Annotated in this window: 9 protein-coding genes; 4 read left to right on the top strand and 5 right to left on the bottom strand. The window is 44.8% G+C overall.

Annotated elements, in window-relative coordinates; translation table 11 throughout:
• The first annotated feature begins 49 nt into the window (after positions 1-49).
• Both mfd and ACVBIO_RS08275 read left to right on the top strand, forming a co-directional pair.
• Positions 50-3,523 carry a transcription-repair coupling factor gene (gene mfd / locus ACVBIO_RS08270; protein ID WP_447172383.1) on the top strand — a complete coding sequence of 1,158 codons (3,474 nt, stop codon included), beginning with the start codon at positions 50-52 and terminating at the stop codon, positions 3,521-3,523.
• A 2-nt stretch (positions 3,524-3,525) separates the two neighbouring features.
• Entirely contained in the window at positions 3,526-4,536 is a 1,011-nt protein-coding gene (locus ACVBIO_RS08275) for a peptidoglycan binding protein CsiV (RefSeq protein WP_447162625.1), read from the top strand.
• On the opposite strand, the gene ACVBIO_RS08280 is transcribed toward ACVBIO_RS08275, so the two are convergent.
• From ACVBIO_RS08280 to nagZ, 3 genes are all read right to left on the bottom strand, one after another.
• Positions 4,533-4,808 carry an acylphosphatase gene (locus tag ACVBIO_RS08280; protein ID WP_447162624.1) on the bottom strand — a complete coding sequence of 92 codons (276 nt, stop codon included), beginning with the start codon at positions 4,806-4,808 and terminating at the stop codon, positions 4,533-4,535. The genes ACVBIO_RS08275 and ACVBIO_RS08280 overlap by 4 nt on opposite strands.
• Positions 4,809-5,000: 192 nt before the next feature.
• A complete protein-coding gene (gene ycfP / locus ACVBIO_RS08285) occupies positions 5,001-5,543 on the bottom strand; it encodes an alpha/beta hydrolase YcfP (RefSeq protein WP_447163417.1) in 543 nt (180 codons plus the stop codon).
• A 73-nt stretch (positions 5,544-5,616) separates the two neighbouring features.
• Positions 5,617-6,624, bottom strand: a complete 1,008-nt coding sequence (gene nagZ, locus ACVBIO_RS08290; RefSeq protein WP_447169901.1) for a beta-N-acetylhexosaminidase — start codon at positions 6,622-6,624, stop codon at positions 5,617-5,619.
• Positions 6,625-7,017: 393 nt separating this feature from the next.
• Between nagZ and ACVBIO_RS08295 the strand changes: the two genes are divergently transcribed.
• Positions 7,018-8,394 (top strand): L-serine ammonia-lyase, encoded by a 1,377-nt coding sequence (locus ACVBIO_RS08295; protein ID WP_447162621.1) that lies wholly within the window; start codon positions 7,018-7,020, stop codon positions 8,392-8,394.
• Positions 8,395-8,485: 91 nt separating this feature from the next.
• Here ACVBIO_RS08295 and cysB read toward each other — a convergent pair whose 3' ends face one another.
• Positions 8,486-9,460 carry an HTH-type transcriptional regulator CysB gene (cysB, locus tag ACVBIO_RS08300; RefSeq protein WP_447162620.1) on the bottom strand — a complete coding sequence of 325 codons (975 nt, stop codon included), beginning with the start codon at positions 9,458-9,460 and terminating at the stop codon, positions 8,486-8,488.
• A 225-nt stretch (positions 9,461-9,685) separates the two neighbouring features.
• On the opposite strand from cysB, the gene ACVBIO_RS08305 reads away from it, so the two are divergent.
• Positions 9,686-10,462, top strand: a complete 777-nt coding sequence (locus tag ACVBIO_RS08305; RefSeq protein WP_447162619.1) for a hypothetical protein — start codon at positions 9,686-9,688, stop codon at positions 10,460-10,462.
• A gap of 133 nt (positions 10,463-10,595) precedes the next feature.
• On the opposite strand, the gene topA is transcribed toward ACVBIO_RS08305, so the two are convergent.
• On the bottom strand, positions 10,596-13,289 hold the full coding sequence (topA, locus tag ACVBIO_RS08310) for a type I DNA topoisomerase (protein ID WP_447172384.1): 2,694 nt from the start codon (positions 13,287-13,289) through the stop codon (positions 10,596-10,598).
• Positions 13,290-13,456: the final 167 nt, after the last annotated feature.

Consider the following 13,456-nt stretch of genomic DNA (forward strand, 5'->3'; position numbering starts at 1 on the left):
CTACAATACTTAGCAACTTTACTGCTAATGGACTTGTTTCCTCGCCTTAATGAATGCTTTTTCCGTATTGACTCCACCAGCTGTCAAGAGTGCCAAATTGGCACAAACGCTGTGTACACTTAGCGGCGCAGCCCAAGCGCTAACCATCGCCAATATTGCGAAGCAGCACCATGGAGTAACCTTGGTTGTGACCGCCGATACGCCTAATGCTATCGGCCTAGAAGCTGAGCTAAGTTACTTACTCAGTGAGCAATCAATACCGATCTGGCTGTTCCCTGACAGAGAAACACTGCCTTACGACAGCTTTTCGCCACATCAAGATCTGGTGTCTCAGCGACTCGAAGCGCTATCTCGGATCCCTCAAGCTCAGCAAAGTATTGTCATTGTGCCGGTTACCACCTTAATGGTGCGCTTACCGCCGCAATCATTTCTCACTGGCAATGTGCTGATGCTAGAAAAAGGCGATAAATATCGTCTTTTAGATGTGCGCGAACAGTTAATTAATACCGGTTACCATGTGGTTGAGCAGGTTTATGAGCATGGTGAATTTGCCGTGCGCGGCTCTATCATCGATATTTTTCCTATGGGCTCGAGCCAGCCTTATCGAATCGAACTGTTTGATGATGAAGTGGAAACTATCCGCAATTTTGACCCAGAGACTCAGCGTTCAAGTAAAGAGATCAATGCGATCCGCTTACTGCCTGCAAAAGAGTTCCCAACCGATGACGCGGCCATTGAAGGCTTTAGACAAAGATATCGCCGCCGCTTTGAAGTCTTAGTCAAAGAGCCGGGTTCGATTTACCAAATGGTCAGCAAGAAAACCATGCCTGCTGGTATTGAAAACTATCTACCGCTGTTTTTTGATGAGACAGCCACTCTTTTTGACTATTTACCGGACAATACCCAATTAGTCACAGTGGGAGACATTGAGTCTGCCACTCAGTCGCACCTTAATGAGGTTGAAGCGCGTTATCAAGATAGACGCGTCGATCCATTAAGACCCTTGTTAGCACCACAAGAGCTGTATCTTCTTACTGAACAGATTTTTTCCTCTTTTAAGGCCCTTCCCCGCTTTGGCCTTAAAAATGAAACTTATACTGGCACAGCTCTTCAAGGTAAAGTCAGCAAGCTACCAGATGTCACCGCCAATCATAAACTCAAGCAACCATTAACTGAGCTTGAAAAATACGTCGCACAGGGCGATCGCCTGTTATTTAGTGCTGAATCAGAAGGCCGCCGTGAAGCCTTGTTAGAGCTGCTCGCTAAGATTGATATCAAGCCAAAGCTATTTAGCCACTTCGATGAGTTTGTTGCCAGCAAGACAAAACTTGGGCTGATTGTTTCACCGCTAGCGCAAGGCTGCATCGTTGAAAAGAAAACAGGCGGTAAATTTAGTTTAATTTGCGAAACAGAACTCTTTGGTCAACGTATATCACAGCGACGCCGTCGTGATAAACAGCGCCAAATAAGCTCTGACGCACTGGTTAAGAACCTCGCCGAGCTCAAAGTAGGACAACCGATTGTTCACTTAGATCATGGTGTAGCGCGCTATCAAGGTCTAGAAACATTAGACACGGGCGGCCTCGTTGCCGAGTACCTAGTGCTTGAATATTCAGGCGGCGATAAACTCTATGTGCCAGTGTCATCCTTGCACCTCATTAGTCGCTACAGTGTAGGCCCCGACGAAGAAGCTTCGCTGAATAAACTCGGTAACGAAACTTGGGCGAAAGCGAAGAAAAAAGCGGTTGAGAAGATTCGTGATGTCGCTGCTGAGCTGCTTGATGTGTATGCCCGCAGGCAAGCACGTCCTGGTGAAGCTTGCCACATCGACCAAGAAGAATATGCTCAGTTTGCTAACAGTTTTCCGTATGAAGAAACCGTTGATCAAGAGACCTCAATTAATGCGGTACTTGAAGATATGCGCTCACCAACAGCGATGGACAGACTCGTTTGCGGTGATGTGGGATTTGGTAAGACTGAAGTGGCTATGCGAGCCGCCTTTGTTGCCGTCAATGATGGCAAACAGGTCGCCATTTTAGTGCCCACGACTCTGCTAGCCCAGCAGCATTATGAGAACTTTAAAGACCGCTTTGCTGATTGGCCTTTCAAAATTGAAGTGATGTCTCGCTTTAAAACGGCAAAAGAGCAAACTCAGGTAATGAAAGATTTGCTCAATGGCAAAGTCGATATCGTTATTGGTACCCACAAATTATTACAATCTGAGGCTAAGTTTGAAAACTTGGGCTTGTTAGTCATTGATGAAGAGCACCGTTTTGGTGTCAGACAAAAAGAGAAGATTAAGGCGTTACGAGCCAATGTCGATATCTTAACCCTAACAGCAACCCCTATTCCGCGAACATTGAATATGGCCATGTCTGGCATGCGCGACTTGTCAATTATCGCCACGCCGCCAGCCAAACGACTCGCAGTAAAAACCTTTGTCAGAGAATATGATGAAGCCACCATTCGCGAGGCATTGCTGCGTGAGATCTTAAGAGGTGGCCAAGTTTACTTCTTGCATAACAGTGTTGAAACCATTGAAAAACGCGCAGCTGAAATCAGTGAACTCTTACCTGAAGCGCGAGTCGTTACCGCCCATGGTCAGATGCGAGAGCGTGAACTTGAGCGGGTGATGTCTGATTTTTATCATCAACGCTTTAACGTATTGGTGTGCACCACCATCATTGAAACGGGTATTGATGTGCCCTCTGCCAATACCATTGTCATTGAACGTGCTGACAATTTTGGTTTGGCGCAGCTGCATCAACTTCGCGGCCGTGTAGGACGCTCACATCACCAAGCCTATGCTTATTTGATGACGCCTCATCCAAAACGAATGACAAAAGATGCCCGTAAACGTCTTGAAGCTATTGGCGCATTAGAGGATCTCGGTGCAGGCTTTATGCTTGCAACCCAAGATTTAGAAATTCGCGGTGCGGGTGAGCTGCTTGGTGACGAACAAAGTGGCCATATTTCTAAGATTGGTTTTACCCTCTACATGGAGATGCTAGAGGATGCGGTTAAGTCACTAAAACAAGGTAAAGAGCCCTCACTTAACCAGATGCTGCGTCATCAATGTGAAATTGAGCTGCGTATTCCTGCGCTATTGCCAGAAGATTATGTCGGTGACGTCAACATGCGTTTATCTTTGTATAAACGCATTGCCAACAGTGAAACGGCTAAAGCCCTTGATGAATTAAAAGTCGAGTTAATTGACCGTTTCGGTATGTTACCCGACGCCACTAAAAACTTGATGGAAATGACACTTTATAAGCACTTAGCCACACAGTTAGGCCTAAGAAAAATCGAAATGCATGCTAAAGGTGGTAGTATAGAGTTTGGTGACAATAATAAGGTTGACCCAACCTTTATCATCGGCTTACTGCAAACTCAGCCCCAAGTATATCGAATGGACGGGCCCAATAAGCTAAAATTTACTATGCCTTCTGAAACAGCTAAAGACAGGCTCGCATTACTGAAACTGTTAATTGAGCAGCTGTTTCAACATCGTCTTGGAGAATAATCGTGTTAGGACTATCTAAAAACAAGCTAAGCGCAGCTTTAGCTGTTAGCCTCTTATCCAGCCTACCCGCAAGTGTATTTGCTGCAGAAGAGCGCTGGTTTGAGGTCGAAGTCTATATCTTCGAACGCGATGTACCCAGCGTAGAGCAGTGGCCAACAAAAGCCACTGAAACACGTAGCCGCAAAACAGTCGACTTTATCACGCCGATGGTCAGTACAGACTTAACTGCTGTGAGTATGGGGCTTAATGGCTGTTCGTCGACTGATTGGGCCACCGACAGCGTAAACTGCAATGAACAAATGAGCAGCGCAAACCATAAAGCCTTGGCCGATGTGCCGATGCAGATAGCAGCAGCAAAGCCTGCTGTGGCACATTTAGGTGATGGCGCAGTGCTATTAGCTCAAAGCCAAAGTCAATTTAGCGATATTATGGCGACAATTTCTCGCGAAAAAGGCACCCACAGCCTGTTACACATGACTTGGCAGCAATCAATGCTACCGCGTAATCGCGCCGTACCAGTAAGACTTTACTCTGGACATGACTATTCTGAAGAGTATGAGTTCAGCGGGCAGCCAATTAAAGCATCGGGGGCAGCCTCTGAGTTTGGCAACTTCGACTTTATGGGGTCACAATTTACTGCCGATGCAAACAAACCCGTATGGAAATTTGACGGCACCATTAATATCTATCTACAGCACTATCTGTTTATCGAAACTGATTTTAGATTACGCGAGCCAGGCAGCAAAACCGTTTTAGTGGCTAAAAATGAACTCCGCGCATCGGCTAATGAAATAGAAGCAGGAATAGCAGCAACAACGCCTCAAGAGGTAACAACACCTTACCTTTACTCTATCCCTATGCTACAAAACCGCAGGGTACGCAGTGACGAGGTGCATTACTTTGACCACCCCAAAATGGGCATGATCATTCAGATAAGAAAAATGGAGCAACCTACTGCTAGTGTCGTAGAAACGAGCACAGACACTGCTGCAATGCCTCTATCCACTTTTTAAAGCTGAATAATTGAAAAGTCGAGGTAGATCTCATCTGCCTCATCCTCTTCGACAATAACCTCAGAGACTCGTGACATGGGTGCCCCAATGTGGCACCAGCTAATCAGTTTGTCGACGGCAGGGTAGCCACCTTGGGCTAAGATCTGCACCGAACCATCACTAAGGTTACTCACGTATCCAGTCACGCCAAGCGCGTTGGCCTGCACCAGTGTACTTTGTCGATAGGAAACCCCTTGCACCTTTCCCTTCACGTTAATCATGACACGCTTCATAGTCTATTCCTTAGATGGGCGTTAAAATCTTTGTACTGAACTCTTTATACTGATTGGGTTAATCAAGGATTTAACTTATCAATAAGATAACCCAAAGCCCTGCATTGGGCAAAAAATACCCATAAAAAACCACTTATAGCAAGCTTGCTATAAGTGGTTTTATTGGACTTCGATCCTAACCCTAAAACTAGCCTAAAGTTGGCCTTTAAACTCTTTAATTCGGTTTAGCTGTCCAGCCAGTGATACGAATTTATGCCGCTGCTCTTCATCCCACGCAATAGCGTAATAATCCTTTAGCGTCGACTCGACTTGTGAATTGTCGTTAACCTCATCTTGCCTTGCTAAAATACACAGTGACTTACCCGCGTTTAAACCGCGAAAATCCTTCACACACTTATTAGCGATATCGCTGTACTCTTCAGGCCTATCAATATTGCCGACCATGTTCTCTTGAGGCATTAGGTTTGGATTAATGAGTACCGACTTAACCCCATTTAGAAAACCAATCCGCTCAGCCCAATATCCGCCTAAACCAACACCAATAATTAACGGTGACTCATCATCAGACGATGCGATTTGTTTACTCACTTCATTCAGTAAATGCTGCATATCGTTTTTGGGATGCTGGGTGCTATAACTGACTAAACGTACATCATCGTCAATAAATTGCAGTTGACGCATCTTGTCATGATTACCTGGGCTTGTAGCATCAAACCCATGAAGATAAAGGATCATTGTATCCCCCAAAATAATTTATTCATCATTAATGTTAGCCAACCTATCAAGCAATGGTTACCTTTGTGTTGCGCTAAATCAAACTTTTAGCAATAGACTTAGCGTGCTCCCAGCGCTCATGATCTTCAAGCGCTTTAGCGACTTGTTTAGCGTTAGGTTTTAATAAATTAGCACTTAACCCCTTATCATCACTCGGCCACTGAACACCTTTAAGTACCTCTGTCGCGCCATCGCTATCGTTACAGACTAAAATCATGTTGCAGCCCGCATCAATTGCAGCCTGTGCCCTTGCCGTGTATCCGCCAGCGACTGCGGCGCCCTTCATCCCGAGATCATCAGAGAAAATCACCCCGTTGAAGGTTAACTGCTGGCGCAAGACACCTTGTAACCAAAATGAAGAGAAGCCCGCAGGCTGGCTATCCACTTTAGAATAAATAACATGCGCTGGCATAATGCCTTGTAATCGATTCTTTCCGATTAACGCCTTAAATGGCTGCATGTCATTAGCAAAAATCTCATCTTTGGTGCGCTCATCAACTGGCTTAGCAATATGAGAGTCGGCTTCGACGCTGCCATGGCCAGGAAAATGTTTTCCTACCGCGCACATACCCGCTTGCTCCATACCATCAATAAAGGCCCCCGCAAGTTCGACCACCTCAGCCTTATTAGGGCTAAAGCTTCGAGTGCCGATCACTTGGCTCACCCCGTTCAAATCCAGTACCGGTGCAAAGCTCAAATCGATATCAACGGCTAACAATTCAATGGCCATGAGATAACCTAGCTCCGTAGCCCACGCTTTAGCTTGTGCCATATCGCCTTTGGCCGCGGGTAAAATATCCCCCATTGCAGGTAGAACAGTAAAACCTTCACGAAAACGCTGCACTCGCCCGCCCTCATGATCGACAGCGATAACAATGTCAGGGCGTACAGCTCGAATTGATTGAATAAGCGTAACTAACTGGGCACGGTCGACATAATTACGACTAAATAGAATCAATCCACCTATCATAGGATGCGCTAATTGTGCTAATTCAGCAGCACTTAGCTCTGTGGACTCGATATCTAACATCAAATAACTCATATAACCCTCTAAATTTTAATCCCGATGACGCTAAAGCTTAAGTAGGTCTGTAATAGCCCTAGCCTTAAGCACATAACAAAATTCCCAATAAATGACTGTTAAACAACAATTATTAATAAAAGTGACAGACTAAAAAATGAAAATATTGTTAACAATGTACAATTAGTTTATCTAATGTTTAAAAATTGCATACAAAAAAACTAATGGTAGAGAAAAAGCTAAAGTATGGGATACTTTTTCGCACCAATGAATTCAAGCAACTAAGATTAACATCAAGCATCGTTTCTACACGCTGAATAAATGAAATATATCAAGAATAGAGTCATTCCTCCATTCAGTTCTATCTTAGCGAATTGGTAATTATTATAACGACTAGAGCAATAAAGGTTTAGCATGATTAGTGTATTCGACATGTTCAAAATCGGCATCGGGCCGTCAAGTTCTCATACTGTGGGCCCAATGAAAGCCGGCAATATATTTATCGAACAACTGCAAACATTAGGGTTACTCGACAGCGTTGATGAGTTACGTTCTGAGCTGTTCGGCTCTTTAGGTCAAACGGGTAAAGGTCACGGTACCGGTAAAGCAGTGATTTTAGGCCTTATGGGTGAAGCCCCTGATACGGTCGATACCGACCGAATCGATGCCATCCTAGAGCAAGTCAGTGACAATGAACACTTACTCCTTGCCTCTGGTCGTAATGTCATTTTTACACGTGCAAACGGCATAACTTATCATAGACGCAAGAGCCTCCCCGCTCACGCCAATGCTATGACTTTATATGCATATAAAGAAGGCAAATGTATTTATGAGCGTACTTACTACTCTGTAGGCGGCGGTTTTATTCTCGATGAAGATGAAATTAAAGCCCAAGATGCATCACCTGCCGCGCCTATCAAAGCAGCCCCATTTGACTTTAACTCTGCGCAGCAATTATTAGCCCTTTGCACCGAAAATGGCTTTAGCATTTCATCACTCATGATGGCCAATGAACTGAGCATTGCCGATGCTGACGATATTCATGAGCAATTATGGCAAATTTGGGAAACCATGAAGACCTGTGTTGAGCGTGGCTACCATAAAGAAGGCATACTGCCTGGAGGGCTAAAGCTTAGACGCCGTGCACCTTCACTTTACCGTCGTTTAAAAGCGGAAGGGAAAAACTGTGTTGACCCACTCACAGCGATGGATTGGGTAGACCTATTTGCACTTTCAGTTAACGAGCAAAATGCCGCTGGCGATCGTGTTGTCACCGCTCCCACCAATGGCGCAGCGGGGATCATTCCGGCTGTACTCTGTTATTACGACATGTTTGTGCAAGAAGTTGACAGAGATGTTTGTTCACGCTACCTACTTACTGCCGCAGCGATTGGTATTCTGTATAAGAAGAATGCGTCGATCTCTGGCGCTGAAGTCGGCTGTCAGGGTGAGGTTGGCGTAGCTTGCTCAATGGCTGCAGCTGCACTGACAGAAATCATGGGCGGCACTGTAGAACATGTTGAGAACGCCGCTGAAATAGGTATGGAGCATAACCTAGGGCTAACCTGCGATCCCGTTGGCGGCCTTGTACAAGTACCTTGTATTGAGCGTAATGCCATGGGTGCAGTTAAAGCGATTAACGCCTCTCGCATGGCGATGCGCGGCGACGGTAACCATAAGGTATCACTCGATAAAGTGATTAAGACCATGATGGATACCGGTAAAGATATGCGCAGCAAATACAAAGAAACTGCTAAAGGCGGTCTAGCGGTTAATATTGTAGAGTGTTAATCACGGCTTTTTGTATGGCTTAATCGCTGTGCGTCTAAAAACAAAAAACCTCGCTTTAAGCGAGGTTTTTTATTGGTTAGCGAACGTATTATTAGCGAACTGGAAGCTCAATATCTTTGAACATCGCTTCTATCTGCTGCGCATCTCTTAACGCTACCGCTTGTTCTACAACGGTTCGAGTCAAATGCGGCGCAAAATGCTCGATAAAATCATACATATAAGTACGTAAGAAATTACCTTTTCTAAAGCCAATCTTTGTCGTGCTATGGGCAAACAGATGACTTGCATCGATGGCGACAAGATCTTTATCCATATGCTCATCAATTGCCATTGAAGCAATCACGCCGACACCAAGACCCAGTCTGACGTAGGTTTTAAGTACATCGGCACTCGTGGCACTAAATACAACTCTAGGTTCAAGTCCGGCGCGGTTAAACGATTTTTCGATTTCAGATGCGCGGTCAAACCCAAACACGTAGGTGACCAGCGGAAAACGCGCAAGATCTTCAATGCTAATATTGCTTCTGGACGCCAGAGGGTGATCACGCTTCACCACAATAGAGCGATTCCAGTGATAGCAAGGCAGCATGATTAAATCACTGTACAGATGCATAGCTTCTGTCGCGATAGCGAAATCAGCGTCGCCTCTAGCGGCCAACTCGCTTATCTGTGACGGCGTACCTTGATGCATATGCAAATTAACTTTTGGATAGCGGTCAATAAAACCTTGAATGATATGCGGCAGCGCATAACGCGCTTGCGTATCTGTAGTGGCAATATTCAGCTCACCTTGATCTGGCTTAGTGTACTCTTCTGCCACTTTCTTGATGCTTTCAACCTTGCCAAGAATATCATTAGCAATGTTTATCACCTGTAGTCCCGCAGGAGTCACATGAGTGAGGTGTTTGCCGCTACGGCCAAAAATCTGGATCCCAAGCTCATCTTCAAGCATTCGTACCTGTTTACTTATACCGGGCTGAGATGTGTACAGATTTTCCGCTGTAGCAGAAACATTGAGATTGTGATTTACGACCTCTGCAATATATCTAAGTTGCTGCAACTTCATCTTTTATCCTTCCAATGGGCAGGCTCAGTACCTGTCTAGTAAATAAGTAATGACGCATTTACTATAATTATTGGTTATAGTACAACGCAATAATTAAATCAAATGGAATATACCATAATTGTCGATCTCTGCGAAGGACTTATATAGAAACCATGATGAAGATTACTACCCTAGAATGTTGATTTATAGTAGCATTAACCGAATTGTAAATTTATTGGTTTCAGTATGATATTTGCTTCAGTCTTGGTTTTGCTCGGCGCTCTATTACTTCTAGTAATAGGTATTAGCATCATTCAGCAACAAAAAGCCCGTGTTGAAGCTGAAAGGCGCATAGAGCTTGCTCGTCAACGTGCAGTGATAGATGAAACTGAAGAAGTTTTATCTAATACAGGCCTTATCCCCTGCTCTTCAGGTATTCTCTTAGTCCTTTATCGAAGAGTCGAAGACGCCTTGTCTACTGCGCTTCCCCTTGCCGCAAACCAAAGTAACGATTATGAGCGTCGTCTTATCGATGTTCGTACTCAGGTACAGGCGCTGCAAACCAGCCCAAAAACCGCCCCAGCTATTGAGCTATTTCGCTTACCTGATAATGATAGGCAAATACTCACTCTGGTACAGACTCTAAAGAAGATGAAAGCGATTCTTCGAGCCGAACACAGCAAGGGAAAAGTTGAGCCTAGCGTTTTCAGCCAAGAAGAGATCCGAATCGATAGCTTGCAACTACGCATTAACGTCGACTCCATGCTTGGAAGAGGCCGTGCAGCTTGTTTTATGAAGCAATATGGTTCAGCTAAGCAAATGGTGACAAAGGCACTCGCTACCTTGCATACGATCAAGGCACAAACTCCCAATGACCCGTTTATTGCCCGTAAAGTTGAAGAAGCTAAAGCCATGCTTGAGGAGATCACTGGCGCCCAGAAAATCGCTCACCCGGTAGCCAGTAAAGCCAAAGGTGATGACGATGATATTGATGTGTTGTTCCAACCGAAGAAGAAGTGGTAAAGCTAAGCATTTTTGAATGGGATGATAGCGGCCGTTAACTGATGGCAACAGCATCATTAACCTGTAAGCATATAATCTATAAATACAAAAAAGCCCCGATAATACGGGGCTTTTTTACGGCTTATAAAACAAATTACTCAGCTTTTTTCGCCTTAGCTTTTGGTTTAGCTTTGGCCTTAGGCTTAGGCTTAGCCTTAGCCTTAGCTTTTGCCTCTGTAACCCACTTGCCATCAACAAACTTAGATGACCAGCCTGTAGCCTTACCATCAACATCTGTTGCGACATACTGCTCTTTGGTCTTACGACTAAAGCGCACTGATGCTAAGTTACCGTCATCATCTGCCACAGGCGCATCGGCTAGATACTGATACTTAGGCCATAGTAGCTCACGATACTTAATCAGCTCTTCCACTAACGGACCACGTGTCTCTCGTGATTTAGGGAAGGTACTCGCAGCCAGGAAAATACCTGCTGCACCGTCTCGCAATACAAAGTATGCATCCGACTTAGTACATTTAAGCTCTGGTAAGTGAATAGGATCTTCTTTAGGCGGCGCCGCTTCGCCACTCTTGAGCAGTTTACGGGTATTCTTACACTCAGAATTAGTACAACCAAAGTACTTACCAAAACGACCGTTTTTAAGCTCCATATCGTTGCCACAGCGATCGCACTCGATAATCGGACCTTCGTAACCTTTGATCTTAAACTGACCCGCTTCGACTTCGTAACCTTCACACGTAGGGTTGTTACCACACACATGTAGCTTACGCTTTTCATCGATTAAGTAGCTATCCATGGCTGTACCACAAATACCACAACGATGTTTAGCACGCAGCGCTTCCGTTTCAGCATCTTCACCACCTTCACTTATCGCTTCTTCGCCTGGCGTTAAGTTCAAGGTCGTCTTACAACGCTCTTTTGGTGGTAATGCGTAACCTGAACAGCCTAAGAACACGCCCGTTGTACCGGTACGAATACCCATAGGACGACCACAAGTCGGACACTTAATGTCGTCAGTGATCACCATTTCGTTCGGGCGCATACCGCCCTCTTCTGGTGGCAATTCAGCAAGCTCTAGCTGTTTAGTGAAGTCTTTATAAAAACCATCAAGGACTTTTTTCCACTCAAGCTTACCTTGAGCGACATCATCTAATGTTTGCTCCATGCTTGCAGTGAAATCATAGCTCATCAGATCTTCAAAACTACCGACTAAACTGTCACTAACAATTTCACCCATCTTCTCAGCGTAGAAACGACGGTTTTCAACTTTCACATAACCACGGTCTTGAATGGTTGAAATAATCGTTGCGTAGGTTGATGGACGACCAATACCGCGCTTTTCTAACTCTTTAACAAGAGAAGCTTCACTGAAACGTGCTGCTGGTTTAGTGAAGTGCTGCTTAGGCAGTAACTCTTTAAGCTTAACAGCATCGCCTTCTGCCACGTATGGCAAGGTGTTATCTTCTTCGTTTTTCTTTTTGACAGCAGTTTGAACGCGAGTCCAACCATCAAAACGCAAAGTACGACCCGTCGCTTTTAGCTCATATTCACCGGCTTTAACGGTCAAACGAGTGGCATCGTATTTTGCAGGAGTCATCTGACAAGACACAAACTGACGCCAAATAAGCTCGTAAAGGCGCTGAGCGTCTCGCTCCATGTCAGACAAAGATGCCGCGCTAACTTTTACATTTGAAGGACGAATCGCTTCGTGAGCCTCTTGAGCGCCTTCTTTGCTACCATAACGAATTGGAGATTCTGGCAGATACTTATCGCCATATTCTTTACCAATCATGTCGCGCACATTCTCTAACGCTTCTTGGCTTAAATTTGTCGAGTCGGTACGCATATAAGTAATATGGCCCGCTTCATACAAACGTTGAGCCATCATCATGGTCTTCTTAACGCCATAACCTAAACGCGTACTCGCAGCTTGTTGTAACGTTGAAGTAATATATGGCGCAGACGGCTTACTTGATGTAGCTCTATCTTCACGAGCTGCCACCACAAAGCTTGACTGAGACAGCTGACTAACCGCAGTTTGTGCTTGGGTTTCATTCACTGGGCTAAATGCTTTACCTTGGAACTTGACTACCTGCATTTTCAACAAGTCGTCCGTCAAAGTATTTAGCTCAGCATGCACGTCCCAAAACTCTTCTGGCACAAATGCTTTAATTTCGCTTTCACGCTCAACCACTAGGCGAACAGCCACAGACTGTACACGGCCAGCAGATAAACCACGTGCCACTTTTTTCCACAATAGTGGTGATGCCATAAAACCAACAACACGGTCTAAGAATCGACGTGCTTGCTGTGCATTGACCATATTGGTATCAAGCACTGATGGTTGGCTAAATGCATCTTGAATCGCTGACTTGGTAATTTCGTTAAATACCACGCGTTGATAGCGAGACTCATCACCACCGATTACTTGCTGTAGATGCCAAGCAATTGCCTCTCCCTCTCTATCCAAATCGGTTGCGAGATAGATGTGGTCAGCAGACGCTGCCAGAGTTTGAAGTTCCTTAACGACTTTTTCTTTGCCGGGTAAGGTTTGATAATTGGCTTTCCAGCCTTTTTCCGGGTCTACCCCCATGCGCGCAACTAATGCTTGCTTCGCTTTTAAGCTCTTATACTCAGCCTTCTCCTCTGGAGACATCTTCTTAACTTCAGCTGCTGTCTTACTGACAACTTTAGCGTCTGAACTCGATGATGTAGGCAGATCACGGATGTGACCTACACTCGACTTAACGATGAAATCTTTGCCTAGATATTTATTAATAGTCTTGGCTTTGGCCGGTGATTCGACGATTACTAGCGATTTACCCATAGATTACTTTGCGCCAACGAGTCTCAAAAATCGGAAATTTGGCTCCATATATAGAGGGTTGTGTACAGAGTTTCAAGCTAATCCCTCTTTTATTTGTACTGGAGTATCAATTTTTAACCGTTTTTGAAATAAATGTGAAAAAAATTAGTGCGTATTTAAAAACTAAT

The sequence above is a fragment of the Shewanella sp. 0m-8 genome, assembly GCF_052977265.1.